We start from the raw sequence: 20,843 nt of genomic DNA on the forward strand, positions 1-20,843 counted from the left end.
AGTCTTACTTTTAACCAATCCGTGGGACGGCGCGCAACGCGCTTGCCGAACTCTGCGCGATGGGGCGATGCGAACCCGAGCCGAGCACGCGGGCGGGTTCGTCGCATCGGACGGAGGCCTCGCAGGGAAACGAAAAGTCAGTGCACATCGGCGCGTTCTGTCGGCCGGCGCAGAACACAACGCGAACGGTCAGGCCGGATAATGCGAGCCGACTTCGAGCACGTTCTCGGCATCGGCGCGTGCGTTTTCGAGCTGCACGAGACTCGCGTGACGCGCGCCGAGCGGATCGCGGCTCTGGATCGCGGTGAGGATCGCCTTGTGCCGCGGCAACGACAGCGCGTGCGTGTCGGGGTGGCGGCTCGTCAGCTTGATCGACTCCGACAATGCGAGCGACAGCATGTTGCCGATGTACGCGAGCATGTCGTTATGGGTGGCGGCCATGATCGCGCGGTGGAACTCGAGGTCGGGCTCGAGCAGCCCGGCCGCGGTGTCGGCCGATTCCATGCGGTTGTATGCGGATGCGATCAGGTCGAGATCGTCGGCGGTGGCCGCGCTTGCCGCGAGCGCTGCGGCGGCGGGTTCGATGATGCGGCGCACCGTCATCAGCGAATTGAAGAACTCGCCTTCGGGGATGGTGCTGAGTGTCCAGAACAGCACGTCGGGATCGAGCATGTGCCATTGCGCGCGCGGCTTCACGACGCTGCCCACACGCGGCTTCGAGATCACGAGTCCCTTCGCGACCAGCACCCGCGTCGCCTCGCGCAGCACCGGACGACTCACGCCGTAGCGCTCGCACAGCTCCGCTTCGGCGGGCAGACGCTGGCCGGGCTGAACGCGGCCGCTGACGATGTCCATGCCGAGCTCCTGCACGATGCGGCCATGCAGGCTTTTGCGTTGCGGTAGATGACGATAGTCCATTGGGGGGAAAGGTTCGTGCCGTGCTTCAAGCATAGCACGCGGAATTTGGCCCCAAGCTGACTAAGATTGGGGGCTTGACGATCGTCACGTTAAGCGGCGCTACGTGCTCAAAGCGCTCAAAGTGTGCGTGACGCCCTTCACTCGCGTCCGAGCGAACGCGTACGCACCAGCTCCGGAAAGAGCCGCATCCACAGCAGCGCGACGCCGATCGTCGCGAAGCCGCCCACCAGCACCGCGGCCTTCGCACCCCACCACCCCGCGGTGATCCCCGATTCGAACTCGCCGAGCTGGTTTGAGGTCCCGATGAAGAGCGCGTTGACCGCGCTGACGCGGCCGAGCATCGCGTCCGGCGTGCGCAGCTGCACGAGCGACAGCCGCACGACGACGCTGATCACGTCGGATGCGCCGAGCACTGCGAGCGCAACGAGCGACACCATGAAATGACCGGACAGCCCGAATACGATGGTCGCGATGCCGAACACGATCACGCCGCCGAACATCGCGATGCCGGGACGGCGGCGCAGCGGGAAATGCGCGAACCAGATCGAACCGAGCAGTGCGCCGACGGCGGGCGCGGAGCGCAGCAGGCCGAGGCCCCACGGTCCGGTGTGAAGAAAGTCGCGCGCGAAGATCGGCAGCAGCGCGGTCGCACCGCCGAACAGCACCGCGAACAGATCGAGCGACAGCGCGCCGAGAATCGCGGGTTCGCGGCGGATGAACGCGATGCCCGAGAACACCGATTCGAGCGTGACCGGCGCGCGTGCCGGCGGCTTCGTGCGCAGCGGAATCGCGACCATCAGCATCGCAGCGAGCGCGAACGACAGCACGCAGACCGCATACACCGCCGACGGCCCGACGCCGTACAGGAAGCCGCCGCATGCCGGTCCGAGAATCTGCGCGGCCTGGTTGGCCGAGGTCGACACGGCGGTCGCGCGCGGCAGCTCGCCGCGCGGCACGACGCCCGGCAACAGCGACGACACCGACGGCGATTCGAACGCGCGGGCGGCGCCGACCGCTGCGGCCAGCGCGTAGATCGCGGACGCCGTCAACCAGCCGCCGAGCGTGCCGGCAAGGAAGATCGCTGCCGCGAGTGCTTCGAGCCCCTGGCAGATCGCGGCGATCCGCCGGCGGTCGTAACGGTCCGCGACATGACCGACGACGAGCGTCAGCACGAACATCGGCAGGAACTGCGCGAGCCCGACGAGCCCGAGCGCGAACGCGCTATGCGTGAGCCCATAGATGTGCCAGCCGATCGCGACGGCGAGCATCTGGAACGACACGGACGACAGCACGCGGCTGCCCCAGAAGCGCTGGAACGCGGGATAACGGATCAGACTGCTGGAGACGTCGGCGCTTGGGCTGGTCATGAGTGGTTGTTGTGGTCGATCGAACTGCGCGAACCGCGATGCGCCGGTCATGCCGGCGCGAGAACCCGCAAGTGTAGAGCATGCGGCGGGCGTCCTGCTCGCGGCGTCATGAAGAGAAATCGCTTATCGTGCGCACAACGACTGGGCGATCCGGCGGAGCGACGCAATGCACGATCTTCAGCACGAACAGGACGAACTCACCGCACGCCGAAGCTTTCTGCGTGACGCGCTGCGCGTGGCCGTCGCGTTCGGCGTACCGCACGAAACCGTGCTTGCCGCTCTTGCGGCCTCCATGCTTGCGCACGCCGACGATCATTCTTCCGCACCCATGGAACGCCGCACGATTCCATCGACGAAAGAACCGCTTCCCGTAGTGGGTTGCGGCACGTGGCGAACCTTTGATGTTGGCGGCGACGCAGCCGGACTCGACCGGCTCGCCGATGTGCTGCGCGTGCTGTTCGCGGCGGGCGGCTCGGTGCTCGATTCGTCGCCGATGTATGGATCGTCGGAAGCGGTCGCGGGCACGCTGCTCACGCGGCTGCACGCGCATGACAAGGCGTTCGTCGCGACGAAGGTGTGGACCGAGGGACGCGAAGCCGGCATCGCGCAGATGGAGGAATCGATGCGCCGCTTCCAGCAACCGCGCATCGACCTGATGCAGGTGCACAACCTGCTCGACTGGCGCACGCAGCTCGCAACGCTGCGCGACTGGAAGGCGCGAGGCCGCATCCGTCACATCGGCATTACGCACTACACGTCGAGCGCGTTTGCCGAGGTGGAAGCGGTGATGCGCAGCGAGAAGCCGGACTTCGTGCAGATCGATTATTCGGCCGACGACCGCGCCGCCGAAGCGCGCATCCTGCCGCTCGCTGCCGACCTCGGTATCGCGGTGATCGTGAACCAGCCGTTCGGCGGCGGTGGTCTGCTCGCGCGGATGAGCCACACGACGCTGCCGCCGTGGGCCGCGGATATCGGCTGCACATCGTGGGCGCAAGTGCTGCTCAAGTTCGTGCTCGCGAATCCGTCCGTGACCGTTGTGATTCCCGGCACCGGCCGCCCCGACTACATGGCGGAGAATGCGCGCGCCGGTCTCGGCGAATATCCCGACCCCGCGATCCGGCAACAGATCGTCATGGCGGTCGGCGCAGCGGGATAAGCGCGCGCTGCCATCGTCTGGCCCGACGATTGCTCCACAGTCATATCCGAGGGAACGATCTGGAGGAACGCGATGAGCAAGTCCGAACACGACCCATCGAAGTCCGATCCGAAGCATCCGGACAAAGCTATTCACAGCGACAACGAAAAGAGCCGCATGCCGGAGCGTCACGAGAACGCGAACAAGTCGAGCCCCGCCGACCGGCCCGGCAAAGAGACCGGCGAAGGCGAACCGCCAGTGGGCTGAACCCGGGGTTGAGCCTGCCGCCGCGGCGGCGGCTGAGTGGCTTTCCGTACTGTCGGTCACGTCTGGTAACGGTCTGATACCCGTATGAAACCATTGACGCTGCCATCCTCGCTACGATGGACACCGACGAATCGAACGGAGCCGCTATGAGCGCCTTTCTCCTGTATCTGCTCATTGCCGCCGCGTGGTTGCTGCTCGCAAAAATGCCGCCGCACGATTCGCGCGAACGTCAACGCCCGCGCGACTGCGATTGAGTTCAGCACCAGTCCCATGTGCGCGTCTCGCGCGCAATGTCTCGCAGTGCCCTCGTGATTTGCAATCGCTGAATCGTTGTTTGGGAAAAGCACAGGCTATCGCTACGATCGCTCACGTGCTTTCGCCAAGGAGCGTCGCGATGTCTCAAGGTGCCTGTTTCAAGCCCCGTGTGATCGAACCGGTGACGCAGCATGCGCCCGAAGGCCTCGGCCTCGCGGTCGAACTGTGGCTCGCGCGGCCAGTGGACGGTATCGAGGGCCGCGCGTTGCAGATCCATCTGCGCGACGGCGCGCGCATGGCGCAGGCGGAAATGCTGCGCGACCTGCTGCACGAGATCGCGGTGGATCTCGTGGTCGCGTAGCGGTTGCTCAGGAGTTGTGCAGCGGTTGAGTTGCGCAGTGCCTTGCTACGCTCTCACCGCCGGCGGCACATAGCGGCAGTCGTAGCGCTTGCGTACTGTGCCGTTCTCATCGACGCTTTCCAGGTACACGTCGAACTGCCACAGCCGCGCCATGTGCTTGAGCACCTCTTCGCTGTCGTTCGACAGATGCCGGTTGTCGCTCATGAAATGGCGCAGCGTCAGGCTGCGATCGCCGCGCGTATTCACCGACCAAACCTGGATGTTCGGCTCGCGGTGGTGCATGTCGTACTGCCGTGACAGTGCCTGGCGCACGTAGCGGTAGCCGCTTTCGTCATGAATTGCCGAGACTTCGAGCGCATCGCGCATGTCGTCGTCGAGCACCGAGAAGAGCCGCATTTCACGGATCAGATGCGGCGACAGATACTGCGCGACGAAGCTCTCGTCCTTGAAGTTGTTCATCGCGTAGTGCATGGCCGGAAGCCACGGGCTGCCCGCGAGTTCCGGGAACCACTTGCGGTCTTCTTCCGTGGGGCTTTCGCAGATGCGGCGAATGTCGCTCATCATCGAAAAGCCGAGCGCATACGGATTGATGCCGCTGTAATACGGCTTCGTCACCGGCGGCTGATAGACGACGTTGCTGTGCGAATGGAGAAACTCCATCATGAAGCCGTCTTCCAGCTTGCCCTGGTTGTAGAGCGTGTTCAGCAACGTGTAGTGCCAGAACGTCGCCCAGCCTTCGTTCATCACCTGGGTCTGCCGCTGCGGATAGAAGTATTGCCCGACCTTGCGCACGATGCGGATCACTTCGCGCTCCCACGGCTCAAGCAGCGGCGCATTCTTCTCCGCGAAGTACAGCAGGTTTTCCTGCGGCTCCGGCGGGAAGCGCCCTTCGGGTTCTTCCTCCAGCGGCGCCTGGCGGTGCGGCAGCGTGCGCCACAGTTCGTTCACCTGCGACTGCAGATACGCCTCGCGTTCGCGGCGCGCGGCCGCCTCGCGTTCCAGCGACAGTTTCTGCGGCCGCTTGTAACGGTCCACGCCGTAATTCATCAGCGCGTGGCACGAATCGAGCAGCTCTTCCACGCGGTCGAGCCCGAAGCGCTCTTCGCACTCGGCGATATAGTTCTTCGCGTACACGAGGTAGTCGACGATCGCGTGCGCGTCGGTCCACAAGCGGAACAGGTAGTTCCCCTTGAAGAACGAGTTGTGCCCGTACGCCGCGTGCGCGATGACGAGCGCCTGCATCGTCATCGTGTTCTCTTCCATCAGATACGCGATGCAGGGGTTCGAGTTGATCACGATCTCGTACGCCAGCCCCATCTGCCCGCGACGGTAGCTTTTTTCGGTGGCGAGAAAGTGTTTGCCGAACGACCAGTGCCGGTAGTTGACCGGCATGCCGACGGACGCGTACGCGTCCATCATCTGTTCGGCGCTGATGAGTTCCAGCTGGATCGGATACGTGTCCAGTTCATATTGCTCCGCAGCAATCGCAATATGGCTGTCGTACTCTTCGATCAGTTCGAAGGTCCAGTCGGACGGGCACGGCAGAGGCCGTCGGTCGGCTACGTTCATACGGACTTCCCTTTGCCCCGCAATGGGTGACGCGGCCTGCGCCGGCGACGGCTCTGCTTCGTTGCCGCCGGCGTGTTCCGCGTTGTAGTCTCGGGCGCCTGCCGCGGCGCCCGCGTCGTGTTTCGCGTCCCGGCTCGTCATGCGGACGCCGCCTGCTTTTCGAACAGCTCCCGGAACACCGGGTAGATGTCGGCCGCGTTGTCGACCTTCTTCATCGCCAGATGCGGCACCGTTTCCGCGAGCTGCGCGTACTCAAGCCACAGGTTCTGCTCTTCGGGAGCGACCTGTATATACGCAAAATAGCGCACCTTCTCGAGGATGTCATCCGACAGGATCTTGCGGCATTTCGGCGAATCGTCGGTCCAGTTGTCACCGTCGGACGCCTGCGCGCCGTAGATGTTCCATTCGCTCGGCGAATAACGCTCGTCGACGATCTTCCGCATCAGCTCGAGCGCGCTGGAAACCACCGTGCCGCCGCTCTCCGTGGAATGGAAGAACGTGTCTTCGTCCACCTCCTCGGCGCGTGTGTGGTGGCGGATGAACACCACCTCGATGCGCTCGTAGTTCCGCTTCAGGAACAGGTACAGCAGGATGAAGAAGCGCTTCGCGAGGTCCTTGCGCTGCTCGTCCATCGAGCCGGACACATCCATCAGACAGAACATCACCGCCTGGCTCGACGGCTGCGGCTGCTTCACGCGGTTCACGTAGCGCAGGTCGAACGGATCGATGAACGGGATGCGCCAGATGCGGCCCTTCAGGTGATGGATCTGCTCCTCCAGCGCCTTGATCTCGTCGCGACGGTCGGCCGGGTCTTCCTTCAGCGCTTCGAGCTGCTGCTCCAGCTCGCGCAGCTCGTTGACGAGCGGCGCGCCGAGCGCGATGCGGCGCCCGAGCGCACTGCGCAGGGAACGCACCACGTCGATGTTGTTCGGCGTGCCCTCCGCCGCCCAGCCCGCACGGATGCTCTTCCACGTCGGCACCGCAAGCAGGTGCGTCTTCACGAGGCGCGGCAGTTCGAGGTCGTCGAAGAAGTATTGCATGAATTCTTCGCGCGACAGCTCGAACACGAAATCGTCCTGTCCTTCGCCTTCGTTGCTCGCCTGCGAGCCGCCACCCCCGCCGCCGCCCTGCGGACGCGGAATGCGGTCGCCGCGGATGTACTCCTCGTTGCCGGGGTGCACCATCTCGCGCCGGCCGCCCGGGCCGTGACGGAACGATGGTTCCGCGATGTCCTTGCGCGGAATCGTGATGCTCTGGGTGTTCTGAATGTCCTTGATGCTACGGTCGCGCACCGCTTCGGAAACGGCACGGCGAATGTAGTTCTTGACGCGGCGCAGAAAACGCTCGCGATTGGCGATGCTCTTGTTCTTGCCAGCTAACCTGCGGTCGATGATCTGATGAAGCACATCCGGTCTCCCGCCTTGATTTCGGAAGTGCGGAACGCAGGGTTGGCACGACACCGTTTCAGGTGCATGCGGCCTGCGCCCCGCCGGGCGTCCGCGCGAACCGCGCACGCGGACATGACGCGTAGCGTGTCATGACGACTTGCGCACGCGCAGATACCAGTCGCACAGCAGGCGCACCTGCTTCGGCGTGTAGCCCTTCGCGACCATCCGGTTGACGAAGTCTTCGTGCTTGCGCTGTTCCTCCGCGGACCCTTTCGCATTGAACGAAATCACCGGCAGCAGTTCCTCCGTGTTCGAGAACATCTTCTTTTCGATCACGACCCGCAGCTTCTCGTAGCTGATCCACGCAGGATTCTTGCCCGCGTTCGCAGCCCGTGCGCGCAGCACGAAATTGACGATCTCGTTGCGGAAGTCCTTCGGGTTGCTGATGCCCGCGGGCTTCTCGATCTTCTCGAGTTCCGCGTTCAGCGCCGCGCGGTCGAAACTTTCGCCGGTGTCGTGGTCGCGGAATTCCTGGTCCTGGATCCAGAAGTCCGCGTACGTGACGTAACGGTCGAAGATGTTCTGTCCATACTCGGAGTACGACTCCAGATAGGCGGTCTGGATCTCCTTGCCGATGAACTCCGCATAGCGCGATGCCAGCACGTCCTTGATGAAGGACAGGTATTTCTGTTCGGTTTCCGGCGGGAACTGCTCGCGTTCGATCTGCTGTTCGAGCACGTACATCAGGTGCACCGGGTTCGCGGCGACCTCGCTCGAGTCGAAATTGAAGACGCGCGACATGATCTTGAACGCAAAGCGCGTCGAGATGCCGGTCATGCCTTCGTCCACACCCGCGAAATCGCGGTACTCCTGATACGACTTCGCCTTCGGGTCCGTGTCCTTCAGGTTCTCGCCGTCGTACACCTGCATCTTCGAAAAGAGGCTGGAGTTTTCCGGTTCCGCGAGACGCGTGAGCACGGAGAACTGCGACATCATCTTGAGCGTGCCCGGCGCGCACACCGCGCTCGCGAGCGACGAGTTGCGGATCAGCTTCTCGTAGATCTTGATCTCTTCGGAATAGCGCAGGCAGTACGGCACCTTCACGACGAAGATCCGGTCGAGCAGCGCCTCGTTGTTGCGGTTGTTGCGGAACGCCTTCCATTCGGACTCGTTCGAGTGCGCGAGGATGATGCCGTCGAACGGAATTGCGCCGAAGCCTTCGGTGCCCTTGAAGTTGCCTTCCTGGGTGGCTGTGAGAAGCGGGTGCAGCACCTTGATCGGAGCCTTGAACATTTCGACGAATTCCAGCAGACCCTGGTTCGCGAGGCACAGGCCGCCGGAGTAGCTGTATGCGTCTGCGTCGTCCTGCGCGTACTGCTCAAGCTTGCGGATATCGACCTTGCCGACGAGCGACGAGATGTCCTGGTTGTTCTCGTCGCCAGGTTCCGTCTTCGCGATACCGATCTGGCGAAGGATGGAAGGATAGCGACGCACCACGCGGAACTTGCGGATGTCGCCGTTGTATTCATGCAGGCGCTTGACGGCCCACGGGCTCAGGATGCTTTTCAGGTAGCGGCGCGGAATGCCGTACTGTTCCTCGAGGATCGGGCCGTCTTCGTCGTAGTCGAACAGACCGAGCGGCGATTCGTTGACGGGGGAGCCTTTGATCGAATAGAACGGCACGCGTTCGGCGAGCTGCTTCAGGCGCTCGGCGATGGACGACTTGCCGCCGCCGACCGGACCGAGCAGATAGAGGATCTGCTTCTTTTCTTCGAGGCCCTGGGCAGCATGCCGGAAGTACGACACAACCTGCTCGATGACCTCTTCCATTCCGTAGAACTCACGGAACGCCGGATATACCTTGATGACCTTGTTGGCGAAGATCCGCGACAGACGCGGATCGTTGCGTGTATCGACCTGCTCGGGTTCCCCGATGGCTGCCAGCATGCGTTCGCCTGCTGTCGCATACGCGGAGGGATTGTCTTTGCAGAGCGCGAGATACTCCTCAAGCGAGAATTCTTCTTCCCGCGTTTTTTCGAAGCGGTTCGCGAAACTGCCGTAGATATCCATGCTACCTCCTGGCCAAAGTCTGCGACCGATGCCGTGCGCGGCGCGCTATTCGGAAACGACATCGCTCGAATTCATCCTAAACCCTTTTAAATTTTTTTTCACCGACAACGTTGTGAAAAATGTATCGCAACGAAGTCAGTGTCATTCCTCTCTTGGTAACAGGGTTTCGCTCACCTACAATCTTGCGTTCCAGCACTCGCGTGAGCGTCCGAAACGCGATCCTGCTGATCCACACTCTGCAACCCGTGCACTGCGTTCGAAGCGCTGAACAGAACGAAAAACGCGGGGATGTTCAGCGTTTTACGCTCCGCTTCAGTTTCTGCTTCACGTCCCTGCTTCACACCCCGTCCCGCGCTACAGAATACGCCTTGCATGCAGTACGCAATGCAAACGCCGGTACGCAACCTTTATTCCGTTCCGTGCAAGACTCACACGGCATCGGCATCGCCTGCTGTCGCGTACATCATCCTTTCGCCACAACGCGCGAAAGGCCGTCGCCGATGACATCGACCAGTGACATCAGCAATCCAGGAAGGGTTATCCATGAGACCGCTTGCGCGGCTCAGGTCAGCGTGAGCTCGACCTCGCTGAGGCCATCGATGCTGCCGCGCACGACGCCCGGCCCTTCGATACGATGCGCGCCCACATAGGTGCCTGTGGTGATGGTCCAGTCCGGCTCGATCGAGATGCCCATCGCGGCGCAATGATTGACGAACCACACCAGCAGCTCGCGCGGGTCGCCCGCGGGGTTGCCGATCGCCTCGGGCGTCAGCGACTCGCCATCGAACGACAGTTCGACGACCGGCGACACGTAGTCGAAGCTGCGCGCCGTAGCGGCATACGGCAGCGCCTGGCCAACGATTAAAGCGCCGTTGTTCTGCGCGTCGGCCAGCTGCGCGAGCGGCGCAACGTTCGGCCACTCGGCGAACCGGCTGTCGACAATCTCGATCGCCGGCAGCACCGAGCCGACGCGCGCCAGCACTTCGTCGCGGTCGCAGGTGTCGCGGCGCGGCGTAATCGGTTCGGCGAAGCGAAACGCGATTTCCAGTTCGACCAGCACGCGGAAGAACGCACCGTGCTCGACCGCGGCAGGCGAGCGCAGCACGAGCGGCGCCGGAATCGGCGCGCCCGCCGCCGCGCCGCCTGGCGAGCGTGCCCCGATTTTCCAGCCCCCGGGGCCCGTGCCGAGCCCGGCCAGCACGGCCTGCTGGATCGCGTAGGCGGTCGCCGCGTCGGGCGGCAGGCTGTCGGGCGGCAGGGTATCGATCAGGCGATGCTGGCGGCGGGCTTCGACGAGGCGTGGCGCAAGTTCGGAATGCGTCATGTCGGGTCCTTTCAGACGGCTGGAATGGGTGAGCCGGAGCGGAAAACGGCGGCGCGGGCCGCGGCGGGACGACTCGCGCGGCATTGCTGCTGCGCGGCACGACGGGAAGCGTGGAACGGTTTGCGGATGTCAATGTACCGGAACGGGACCGCCTTGGGTCGACCGATTCGATGCATCGCGGGTGATCGACGTGAAAAGGCCGCCGTTGCGGACACAACGGCGGCCTTGACAGCTGGACCAGCGGTAACGCGCGGTAATTTAAAGATTCACTGAAATCAGGCTGCGAGCCCCTGCCGGTCGCCGGTAGACCACGAGGCCGTCGATTCGCGCAGGATCAGGCGTGGCGCGAGCACGCGGCGGCGCGCCGGCGCCCGTGCGGCGTCGGCGCCGCCGGTGATCCGCTCGATCAGCGTCTGCGCCGCCGCTTCGCCGAGCGCGCGCACGGAGCGCCCGACCGTCGACAGCGACGGATAGGTGAAGCGGCCCAGTTCGATGTCGTCGAAACCGATCACCGAGCAGTCGCGCGGAACGCTCATGCCGCGCTCGGCGGCGGCGCGCAGCGCGCCGATGCCCATCATGTCGTTGCACGCGAAAATCGCGGTCGGCTGCATCGTGTCGAACAGCTGCGTCGCCGCGCGATGGCCGCCCAGCCCAGAGAAATCGCTCTCGACGATCGCCTCCGGCATGATCTCGATGCCGCGCTCCGCCATCGCGCGGATGAAGCCGTGCACACGCATCGCGCTGACCGCCGTCTCGACCGAACCGGTGATGCAGCCGATCCTCACGTGGCCGAGCTGCAGCAGATGGCGGGTGGCCAGATACGCGCCCTTCTCGTGGTCGATCTGCACGAGGTCGGCGTTGAGTCCCTCGATGTTGCGATCAACGATCACGAGCGGCTCGCGCGCGTCGACGAGCGTCTGCGCGAGCACGGCGTCGTCGCCGGCCGACGCGACTACCAGCCCATCGATGCGCTTTTCCTGCAGCGTGCGCAGGTAGTTGCGCTGCTTCATCGGATCGTCGTCCGAATTGCAGAAGAACACGCAGTAGCCCGCGCGCGCGCAGCCGTCCTCGACGCCGCGCGCCAGCTCCGCGAAGTACGGGTTCGTGCTGTTCGGCACCACGAGGCCGATCGTCGCCGTTGCGCGCGCCTTCAGCGAGCGCGCCACCGCGGACGGCACGTAGTTGAGTTCGTGAATCGCCCGCTCGACCTTCGCACGTACGTCCGCCGATACCGGGCGCGAGTTGTTCACGACGTGCGACACCGTCGTAAACGACACGCCGGCTATCGCCGCCACATCCTTGATCGTCGCCATTTCCTGTTGCTCCCTGCTCTTTTCTGGCCGCGCGCGCGACCCCCGTCGCGCGCCAGCCGCCTCGATGACAGCCGTCCTTCATACGTTTACGGCTTCTTCCTGCGACTTCGATAGGTGTCCAGCACCACCGCGACGACGATGACGATACCGGTGATGATCCGTTTCGTCGGTTCGTTCGCCCCTATCTGCGCGAGACCGGCCGCCAGCACCGAAATGATCAACACGCCGAAGAACGTGCTGATCACGGACCCCCGTCCGCCCATCAGACTCGTACCGCCGATCACGACCGCGGCGATCACCTGCAGCTCGAGGCCGTCGCCCGCGTTCGGATCAGCCGCTTCGAGCCGCGAGATCTGGAACAGCGCCGCGAGTCCGGACAGCGCGCCCATCAGCGCGAATACGATCACCTTGTACGGCCGCGGGTCGACGCCCGCGAGCCGCACCGCTTCCTCGTTCGTACCGATGCCGACCAGATAGCGGCCGAACACGGTACGCGTGAGCACCAGCTGCGCGACCACCATCACTGCGACCGCGATCAGGAACGCCGGCGAGATGCCGAGCGCGATCGGGTTCGACAGGAAGTCAAACGCGTCGCCGATGTAGGCGGTGCGCGAGTTCGTCAGCTGGTACGCGACGCCGCGCGCCGCCTCCAGCACGCCCAGCGACACGATGAACGACGGAATCCGCCAGCCCACCGTCACCCCGCCCGTGAAGGCGCCTGTCAGCCCCGCCGCAATCAGACCGAGGAGCGCCGACGGCAGCGCGCCCCAGTGCCACTTCAGCGCCGCGACGCTCACCACCGACGCGCCCAGCGCAAGCACCGACCCGACCGACAGGTCGATGCCCGCGATGATCAGCACGAAGGTCATGCCCACGGCCATCACGACGAGGTCCGGAATCTGGTTCGCGATCGTGCTGAACGTGTCGTAGGTCAGAAAGTGCGAACTCAGGAACGAGAACAGCACGATCATCGCGATCAGCGCGCCGGCGAGCCCCAGGTAATTCGAGAACCCGAGCCGCGTGCCGGCCGGCTTGCCGCTCGCGACCGGCGCCGACGGATCGTCGCCGACGCCCGTCGCGCCGCCTTGCGTTCCACCTGTCCCACCCGTTCCGCGCTCCGCCGATGGTTCGTTCATCACACGCTCCCAGTCTGGTTCGCGTCGGTGAGCGGCGCGTGCATCATCGCCTCGCGGTTGCGGTAGCCGGCGAACGCCGCGCCGAGCAGCGCATCCTGGGTCCAGCTGTCGCGGCTGAAGATACCCGTCAGCCACCCGGCGGACATCACGACGATGCGGTCGCAGATCAGCATCAGCTCGCGCAGGTCGCTCGATACCACCACCAGCGCGCGTCCCTCCCGGGCAAGCGCGCCCATCAATCCATAGATGTCGAACTTCGCACCGACATCGATGCCGCGCGTCGGCTCGTCGAACAGCAGCACGCGGCAGTCGCGCGCGAGCCAGCGGCCGATCACGACCTTCTGCTGGTTGCCGCCCGACAGTTCGCCGACCGGCTGCGCCGGCCCCGACGTGCGGATCCGCATCGCCGCGATCTGCCGGCCGGCCAGCGCGCTTTCGCGCTTCGCATCGACCACGCCATGGCGCGACACGCTGCGCAGGTTGCCGAGCGACACGTTCGCCGCGATCGGCTGCGGCAGCAGCAGGCCTTCGCCCTTGCGGTCTTCGGTGATCAGCGCGATGCCGTGCTTCACCGCGTCCGCCGGCGACTCGATCTTCACTTCGACCGGCGTCTCGCCCGGCGCCGGCGCGACCGCCACCGTGCCGCGATCCTTCCGGTCCGCGCCATAGATCAGGCGCATCAGCTCGGTGCGGCCCGCGCCGATCAGCCCGCTCACGCCGACGATCTCGCCCGAGCGCGCCTCGAACGACACGTCGCGCACCACCTGGCCGCGACCGAGCCCGTCCACCTTCAGGAGCGGCGCGCCAATCCGGCGTTCGCCCAGATCAATCCGCTCGCCGAGTTCCCGGCCCACCATCAGCGTGACGATCCGGTCGCTCGACAGGTTCGCCATCGCGTCGACCTTCACGAGCCGACCGTCGCGCAGCACCGCCACCTTTTCCGCCACCTGCGCGAGCTCCTCGAGCCGGTGAGAGATGTAGACGAGCGCGACGCCGCGTTTTTTCAGCGCGGCAATCTGCTCGAACAGCAGGTCCACCTCACGCGCGGTCAGCATCGCGGTCGGCTCGTCGAGAATCAGCACGCGACAATCGCCGATCAGGTTGCGCGCGATCTCGACCATCTGCTGATGCCCGATGCCGAGTTCGCCGACGAGCGTATCCGGATCGATCGCGTCGAGCCCGACCTGCGCCATCGCATCGCGCGCGTGCTGCCGCAGCGTGCGCCGGTCGATCCACCCGAACCGGAGCGGACCTGCCTGCGGCAGCCGGTTCAGGAACAGGTTTTCCGCGACCGTCAGCGTGGGCAGCAGGTTCAGCTCCTGCATCACCATCCGCACGCCGAGCGCCTCGGCGTCCTTCCGGCTCGCCGGCGAGTACGGTGCGCCGTTCAATTGCATCGTGCCCGTCGTCGGCTCGACCAGACCGCCGACGATCTTCGACAGCGTGCTCTTGCCCGCGCCATTCTCGCCCGTCAACGCGAGCACCTCGCCCGCCGACAGCGACAGGCTGACGTCCGCCAGCACCGGATCGACGGCGTAGGTCTTGCCCATACCTTCGACCGTCAGCACCGGGTGCGCTTGCGTGGGTCCGTCTTCAGCGTTCGAATCCATGGCGATTCCGGTTCCGGTGACCTTCCCCAGCCGCTTCGCCCGTCCTTCGGACACCTGCCGAAAGACGCGGTAACGAAGCGGCGCGTGGACCATCACGCGAAAGTTGACCGGCGATGTGCGGCGCGATGCGCGCGGCTGCCGACGGAGCTACCAACCGCGGCTGCACACGTCAAAGACCCCTATTCGCCGATTTAACGGCCGCGTGGCGGCTTTCTTGAGCGGTATTTGCGACGCGTCGAAATGTCAAACCGTGACGAGATCGACCGGCGTTTCCACCACACCCGCCAGATCCGACTGCTTCCTGTGCTCGGACAACGCCTTCAGCGCCGTATCGATACCGAACACCGCCTGCTTCGCCGCATACTGGTTCGCGGTGGCGAGCACGCGGCCGTCCTTCAGCATCGGCTTGATCGCGTCGATGTCGTCATAGCCCACCACATACACCTTGCCTGCCTTGCCGGCCGCACGCACGGCGGACACCGCACCGATCGCCATGTTGTCGTTGCCGCACAGGAGCGCCTTGATGTTCGGGTACTCGTTGAGCATCGCGGAAGCCACCGCATTGCCCTTGTCGATTTCCCATTCGCCCGACTGCACCGAGTCGATCTTCGCGCCCACCTTCTGCATCGCCGTCTTGAAGCCAGCCGTGCGCTGCTGCGCGTTGGTCGTGGTCGACACGCCTTCGACGATGCCCACCTCGTCACCCGACTTCAGCTTCTTCGCGAGAAAATCGCCCACCTTCTCGGCGCCCTTCGCGTTGTCCGGGCCGACGAACGGCACGTTCAGGTCCTTCGACTTCAGCACGTCCGGATCGAGCCGGTTGTCGATGTTCACGACGATGATGCCCGCATCCACCGCCTTCTTCACCACCGGCACCAGCGCCTTCGAATCGGCCGGCGCCAGCACGATCGCATCCACCTTGGACACGATCATCTGCTCGACGATCTGGATCTGCGCCGCGGTATCCGTCTCGTTCTTGATGCCGTTCGTCACCAGATCGAACTTGCCGGTGTTGTGCGCCTGGTAGTCTTTCGCGCCGGTTTCCATCGTCAGGAAGAACTCGTTCGCGAGCGACTTCATCACCAGTGCGACCTTGGGTTTCTTCGCGGCCTGCGCGAGTGCGCGCGTGGCGCCGAGCGGCAACAGGGCGGCGCCCGCCAGCGCGGCACCCGCGTTCAGTACGCGGCGGCGGGTGCGGCTGTGACGGCCGTGGCAATCGTTCATGCGATATCTCCTGGGTAAGCCATGTGGCGCGAGATCCGGATTCGCGCAGCGGCGCCGGACCGGATCCGTACGACATGGCGATCTTCTTGTTCGGCCGGGTACTCGGCCCGGTTGCGGGCTCGAACCACCGAGCGTTGTCTTCGCGCAAACCGCAAACGTTTGCGCGACTTGAGTTGTAGCGGGAGGAGATTCACATGTCAACGCCGACGTATCGACGTCAGGTGTTGCGGCGCACTTGGATGCGGGCACATCGAGCGCGTTTCGACGCCCGCCGCTACAGCCAGCCCGCCTTGCGGAATCGCCAGAACAATACGATGTCGATGCCGAGCATCACCGCGAGACACACATGGTAGCCGTACTGGAGGTGCAACTCCGGAATGCTCTGGAAATTCATCCCGTAAATGCCGGCGATCATGGTCGGCACCGCGAACAGCGCGGCGAACGAGCCGAGCCGCTTGGTCACCTCGTTCTCCGCGAGCGAGATCATGCCGAGGTTCACCTGGATCGCCGTCACGATCATTTCGCGGCGGCCGTCGATGATCCGCACCACGCGGTCCATGTGGTCGTACACGTCGCGGAAATACGCCTGCATGCCTTCGCAGATTGCCGGAATGCGGCCGCCCGTCAGCTTGCCGACCGCCTCGACGAGCGGCGCGACGTGGTGCTGCATCATCACGAGCCGGCGCTTCAGCGAGTACAGATCTTCGATGATCTGCCGCGACGCGGCGAGGTTATGGCGCTCGAAGATGCGGTCTTCGACGTCGTCGATCTCGGCGCCGAGGCGATCGAGCACCGGCAGATAGTTGTCCACCACATGATCGATCAGCGCGTACAGCACGAACGCGGCGCCCTGCTTCAACAGTTGCGGCTCCCGCTCGCAGCGCGCCCGCACTTCCTGGAAACCGTGCAGTGTCCGCGTGCGGACCGACAGCACATAGTTCGGTCCGACGAACACGTCCATTTCCCCCACCGACAGTTCGCCGTCGTCGTTCATCTCGATCGTGTGCATGACGGCGAAGAGCGACTCGCCGTACTCCTCGATCTTCGGCCGCTGATGGCCGTGCCGGACGTCTTCAACGGCGAGTTCGTGCAGCCCGAACTCTTCCTTCATCTTGTCCAGCTCGGCCGGCTCGGGGTCTTTCAGCGCCACCCAGACGAAGCACTCCGGCTTCTCCACGTAGATGCTGATGTCCTCGACCTCGATGTCGCCTAGCTTCCGGCCGTCCTGGTACGCCGCGCAGTTGATCAGCATGTCGTCACCCGTGTCTCGTAGTTGCGATGTCGCAATGGGGCGTTCGGGGCGAACGCGAAGTCGGTATGGTAGAGGTTTTGTGCTGTGCGAATGTGTCGCAAGGCGCAGGCCCAGATCGTGACGCGCGAATAAGCGCCTAATGCGGCACGCGTTTCAGCCCGATCCGGTCGTCTTTGCCGAACGTGACGCTGGCGAAATTCGTGTAGCGCGAATCGACGGGAAACGGAATCTCGACCACCGGATCGAACTGCGTGGACACCGCGATCCGGTGCTGGCCGGGCGTCAGCCAGAAGGTGACGTGCTCGCCGTTCATCAGGTCGGTGACCTGCACGCCGTCCACATAGACCAGTGCATCGCGGAACCGCACGATCACGTTGTCGGTGCGTTCGCGGCGCACGTCGACCGCGATCCGGTTCTGGCCGGGGTCGGTATAGCCGGACTTGACAATGCGTTCGGCGGGCACCAGTTTGTACGGCACGCGCGCCGCGGGCTCGGGCGCGCAGCCGGCCAGCATCAGCACGAAGGACAGGGCAACGGTCATCGCCCGCAGTGCGGCGACGGCTGGCGCGGAAACGCGGCACGCGGACGAGCGGCGCAGTGGCATCGTGAGTCTCCGTCGTTGTGTGGACCATCATACCTGCGGATCGCAGGCTGTGGCGGGCTGTGACGCCCGCCGCTATTGCGCTGCCGGTGCAACCTGTTCATGATGGACGAAGGACACTGCAAGCGGAGACGCACGATGTGGTATTTCAGCTGGATTCTCGGTATCGGCGTGGCATTGGGCTTCGGCATCATCAACGTGATGTGGCTCGAAGCGAACGGCAGGTTCCAGCGCGACGCGGCCGCCGTCCCCGACGTCACTGATCAACCTCAGTGACGCGGCTGATCTTTTTCTGCGGCCACGCGGGCACCGGCAAGACGACGCTCGCGAAGCGCCTGATCGGCCCGCTGATCCGCTCGACGGGCGAAGCGTTCTGCCTGCTCGACAAGGACGTGATGTACGGGCCGGTGGGCGCAGCCGCGATGCAGGCGCTGATCGGCGATCCGAACGACCGCGACAGCCCGCTCTATCTCCAGCATTTTCGCGACCCCGAGTATCGTGCGCTGATCGATACCGCGCGGGATAACCTCGCGCTCGGCATCAACGTGATCGCAGTCGCGCCGCTGTCGCGCGAAATCCGCGAGCGCAGGCTCGTCGATCGAGCGTGGCTCGATGTGGGCGACGACGTGGCGATCCACGTCGTGTGGGTCGAAGCGGACGATCACACGGTGCGCGAGCGGATCGCCGCGCGCGGTGATCCGGCCGATGCGTACAAGCTCGCGCATTGGGACGCGTACCTGCAGCGCCGCTTCGTGCCCACCGGCGACGCGCGCCGCGGCCTGCTCTCGGTGAACACGACGTCGGCCACGTCAGCGGACTACGATGCGTTGCTGGCCGTGCTGGCTGCCGAGCCTGCCGCTACGCCGGACCCGAGCCGCTGAAGAGGCCGCGCGAAGCTTCGCACCGCGTCTTCACACATACCATGCTGCGGGACCTGCCGGCCGCTATAACCCCAGCCGTGCGTGTATCGATGCCACGACCCGGGTACTGAAATGCCCGACGCCATTGATGTAATCGCGCAGGCCGTCAGCGGTCCAGAGCGAAGCGCGCTGTCGCCGCGCTCTGCCGCTTCGCCTGTTGCGGCACTTGTCGCCCGCAGCGCGCCGGCTGTGTGTCTCAGGCGCTCAAACCGTCGCCATCGCATCGAGCGATGCGCCTTCGTACAGCTGGCCGAAACGGTTGGCGAGGAACTCGCGCAACGACACCTGCTCCTGGCGCACGAAGCCCTGCTGCGGCAGCTTCTTCTCGCGGAACAGGTCCAGCACCGCGCACATCGCGCCCGCGGTGGTGATCTGGATCGCGCTCATCGGCACGCCGCAGATCGTCTTCGCGAAGATCTTGCGCGTGAACACTTCCTGCACGAGCTGACCGTCGCGCATGCCGGTCACCGTGATGAAAATCAGCACAACGTCCTGCGCGGTGGACGGCACCGAGCGACGCATGATTGACTTGAGCGTATCGCGGTCGGACGCGAGCCGCAGGTCTTCCAGCAGGAACTGCATCAGGTCGCGATGGCCCGGGTAACGGACGGACTTGTAGTCGAGCGATTCGACGCGACCGGCCAGCGTCTCGCACAGCGTGCCGAGTCCGCCCGATGTATTGAACGCTTCGTATTCGGTGCCGTCGAGCGAGAAATGCTCGAAGCCTTCGAGCGGCTGCACCCATTGCGTGCGGCTGTCGCGGATTGCTTCGCAGGGCTGACAGTATTCGTTGATGAGACCGTCGACGCTCCACGTCAGGTTGTATTTCAGCGCATTGGTCGGAAACTCGGGCAGCGCACCCACCCGCATTTTCACGTCGCGGATTTCGGTGAAGCGGTTCGCGAGCTCATGCGCCGCAAGACCGATGAAGCCCGGCGCGAGTCCGCACTGCGGCATGAACACGTGTTCGGCGTTGTCGGCGAGCGTGCGGATCGCGGACGTTGCGCGCACGTCTTCCGTCAGGTCGAAGTAGTGCACGCCCGCGCCCTTCGCCGCCGCGGCGACGTTCACCGCGAGGTAGTACGGCAGCGCGTTGATCAGCGCGTCGAAGCCCTGCATCGCGGCGCGCAGCGCGGCCGCGTCGGCGGAATCCACGCGGCGGGTCGGAATACCCTGGGCGGCGAGCTTGTCGAGCGCATGCTGGTCGCGGTCGAACGCGACGACTTCGTAGTCGCCGGTTTCACGCAGCAGATGGGCGATGGTGTGGCCGATCAGGCCGGCGCCGACGATGGCGATCTTCATGCGGTTCTCCTTGTTCTGTGTTGGCGCCTGAGCGGCGCGATGGTGCGCCGCGCGCTTGCGGCGCGGCCCTCGGGCTAAAGCCTCCAGCACAGTTTAGGGAGACGGCGATACTGATCCTAGACGCAAAATGCTGCGCTATGACCATTGGTTTCGACGTTATGACCAGTCAACGCGACGATATGTCGAAAACATATAAAAATAGTGTCAACGCCGGGGCCGCGGGCCATGCTGCGCGCACCGCGGCGCCCTGGCCGGGGATGCGACTTGATGCGACGCACAGCGACGCGCTCACCCTCCGATCATCCCGCGGTCGATCTTGCGCGCCAGAATGATCGACGTCGTGGTCCGCTCCACGCCTTCGAGTCCGCCGATCTGGTCGAGCAGATCGTTGAGTTTTTCCGGCGACGGCGCGCGCAGCCACGCGACGTAGTCGAACTCGCCGCTGACCGCGCACAGCAGTTGCACCTCGGGCATCCGGCCGAGCCGCTTCAGCACGTCCGCGCCATACTTCGGCGCGGTGATGATGCCCACGTACGCGACGATGCTCGAGTCGAGCACGTCCTGCCCGAGCCGCACGCTATAGCCCGCGATCACGTTGCTCTTCTCGAGCCGCGCAATGCGGGCGATCACCGTGGTGCGCGCCACACCCAGCTGGCGCGCGAGGTTCGCGACGCTTTCGCGCGCATTGGCTTGCAGCAGCGCAACGAGGTTGCGGTCGAGGTCGTCGAGCTGGTCGAGGCGCGGTGGTCTCATCGTGATGGCGGATGTGGATGTAGATGACTCAGGCGTTGGACAACGAAGCACCGCGCGTGCAATGCCCGTCGTGAATGA

The 20,843-nt window shown here is 64.7% G+C and carries 19 protein-coding genes; 5 read left to right on the top strand and 14 right to left on the bottom strand.

Annotation, left to right across the window (positions count from 1 at the left end; translation table 11 throughout):
• Positions 1-189: 189 nt before the first annotated feature.
• Together DVS29_RS02275 and DVS29_RS02280 are read right to left on the bottom strand one after the other, a co-directional pair.
• On the bottom strand, positions 190-918 hold the full coding sequence (locus DVS29_RS02275) for a FadR/GntR family transcriptional regulator (protein ID WP_118178825.1): 729 nt from the start codon (positions 916-918) through the stop codon (positions 190-192).
• A 137-nt stretch (positions 919-1,055) separates the two neighbouring features.
• A complete protein-coding gene (locus tag DVS29_RS02280; protein ID WP_118179056.1) occupies positions 1,056-2,285 on the bottom strand; it encodes an MFS transporter in 1,230 nt (409 codons plus the stop codon).
• Between the two features lie 328 nt (positions 2,286-2,613).
• Between DVS29_RS02280 and DVS29_RS02290 the strand changes: the two genes are divergently transcribed.
• From DVS29_RS02290 to DVS29_RS02295, 3 genes are all read left to right on the top strand, one after another.
• On the top strand, positions 2,614-3,441 hold the full coding sequence (locus DVS29_RS02290; protein ID WP_118178827.1) for an aldo/keto reductase: 828 nt from the start codon (positions 2,614-2,616) through the stop codon (positions 3,439-3,441).
• A gap of 72 nt (positions 3,442-3,513) precedes the next feature.
• Positions 3,514-3,687 (top strand): hypothetical protein, encoded by a 174-nt coding sequence (locus DVS29_RS37165; protein WP_164707828.1) that lies wholly within the window; start codon positions 3,514-3,516, stop codon positions 3,685-3,687.
• 394 nt (positions 3,688-4,081) lie between these two features.
• Complete coding sequence (locus DVS29_RS02295) at positions 4,082-4,303, top strand: hypothetical protein (RefSeq protein WP_118178828.1); 222 nt, start codon at positions 4,082-4,084, stop codon at positions 4,301-4,303.
• 45 nt (positions 4,304-4,348) lie between these two features.
• On the opposite strand, the gene DVS29_RS02300 is transcribed toward DVS29_RS02295, so the two are convergent.
• From DVS29_RS02300 to DVS29_RS02350, 10 genes are all read right to left on the bottom strand, one after another.
• Positions 4,349-5,872: a SpoVR family protein gene (locus DVS29_RS02300; RefSeq protein WP_118179057.1), complete on the bottom strand. Its 1,524-nt coding sequence runs from the start codon at positions 5,870-5,872 to the stop codon at positions 4,349-4,351.
• Positions 5,873-6,009: 137 nt separating this feature from the next.
• Positions 6,010-7,278: a YeaH/YhbH family protein gene (locus DVS29_RS02305; protein WP_118178829.1), complete on the bottom strand. Its 1,269-nt coding sequence runs from the start codon at positions 7,276-7,278 to the stop codon at positions 6,010-6,012.
• A gap of 129 nt (positions 7,279-7,407) precedes the next feature.
• Complete coding sequence (locus tag DVS29_RS02310) at positions 7,408-9,330, bottom strand: PrkA family serine protein kinase (RefSeq protein WP_118178830.1); 1,923 nt, start codon at positions 9,328-9,330, stop codon at positions 7,408-7,410.
• Positions 9,331-9,892: 562 nt separating this feature from the next.
• Positions 9,893-10,654 carry a 2-keto-4-pentenoate hydratase gene (locus DVS29_RS02320; RefSeq protein ID WP_118178832.1) on the bottom strand — a complete coding sequence of 254 codons (762 nt, stop codon included), beginning with the start codon at positions 10,652-10,654 and terminating at the stop codon, positions 9,893-9,895.
• Positions 10,655-10,929: 275 nt separating this feature from the next.
• Positions 10,930-11,967, bottom strand: a complete 1,038-nt coding sequence (locus DVS29_RS02325; protein ID WP_118178833.1) for a LacI family DNA-binding transcriptional regulator — start codon at positions 11,965-11,967, stop codon at positions 10,930-10,932.
• Between the two features lie 86 nt (positions 11,968-12,053).
• Positions 12,054-13,103, bottom strand: coding sequence for an ABC transporter permease (locus tag DVS29_RS02330; protein ID WP_118178834.1), 1,050 nt, complete (start codon positions 13,101-13,103; stop codon positions 12,054-12,056).
• Complete coding sequence (locus DVS29_RS02335; protein WP_118179058.1) at positions 13,103-14,713, bottom strand: sugar ABC transporter ATP-binding protein; 1,611 nt, start codon at positions 14,711-14,713, stop codon at positions 13,103-13,105. Before DVS29_RS02335 ends, DVS29_RS02330 begins: the two co-directional genes overlap by 1 nt.
• A 243-nt stretch (positions 14,714-14,956) precedes the next feature.
• Complete coding sequence (locus tag DVS29_RS02340; RefSeq protein ID WP_118178835.1) at positions 14,957-15,937, bottom strand: sugar ABC transporter substrate-binding protein; 981 nt, start codon at positions 15,935-15,937, stop codon at positions 14,957-14,959.
• 274 nt (positions 15,938-16,211) lie between these two features.
• On the bottom strand, positions 16,212-17,189 hold the full coding sequence (gene corA, locus DVS29_RS02345; RefSeq protein ID WP_118178836.1) for a magnesium/cobalt transporter CorA: 978 nt from the start codon (positions 17,187-17,189) through the stop codon (positions 16,212-16,214).
• Between the two features lie 136 nt (positions 17,190-17,325).
• Positions 17,326-17,793, bottom strand: coding sequence for a hypothetical protein (locus DVS29_RS02350; protein ID WP_118178837.1), 468 nt, complete (start codon positions 17,791-17,793; stop codon positions 17,326-17,328).
• Between the two features lie 135 nt (positions 17,794-17,928).
• Between DVS29_RS02350 and cydX the strand changes: the two genes are divergently transcribed.
• Together cydX and DVS29_RS02360 are read left to right on the top strand one after the other, a co-directional pair.
• Positions 17,929-18,066 carry a cytochrome bd-I oxidase subunit CydX gene (cydX, locus tag DVS29_RS02355; RefSeq protein WP_118179059.1) on the top strand — a complete coding sequence of 46 codons (138 nt, stop codon included), beginning with the start codon at positions 17,929-17,931 and terminating at the stop codon, positions 18,064-18,066.
• Positions 18,063-18,671 carry a P-loop nucleotide/nucleoside kinase family protein gene (locus DVS29_RS02360; RefSeq protein WP_118178838.1) on the top strand — a complete coding sequence of 203 codons (609 nt, stop codon included), beginning with the start codon at positions 18,063-18,065 and terminating at the stop codon, positions 18,669-18,671. The genes cydX and DVS29_RS02360 overlap by 4 nt, the downstream gene beginning before the upstream one ends.
• A gap of 243 nt (positions 18,672-18,914) precedes the next feature.
• Here the strand turns inward: DVS29_RS02360 and DVS29_RS02365 are convergent, their stop codons facing one another.
• Both DVS29_RS02365 and DVS29_RS02370 read right to left on the bottom strand, forming a co-directional pair.
• Positions 18,915-20,012 (bottom strand): saccharopine dehydrogenase family protein, encoded by a 1,098-nt coding sequence (locus DVS29_RS02365; RefSeq protein ID WP_118178839.1) that lies wholly within the window; start codon positions 20,010-20,012, stop codon positions 18,915-18,917.
• Positions 20,013-20,300: 288 nt separating this feature from the next.
• Positions 20,301-20,765, bottom strand: a complete 465-nt coding sequence (locus tag DVS29_RS02370) for an Lrp/AsnC family transcriptional regulator (RefSeq protein WP_118178840.1) — start codon at positions 20,763-20,765, stop codon at positions 20,301-20,303.
• Positions 20,766-20,843: the final 78 nt, after the last annotated feature.

Source organism: Paraburkholderia phosphatilytica (assembly GCF_003443895.1).
Taxonomy (GTDB): domain Bacteria; phylum Pseudomonadota; class Gammaproteobacteria; order Burkholderiales; family Burkholderiaceae; genus Paraburkholderia; species Paraburkholderia phosphatilytica.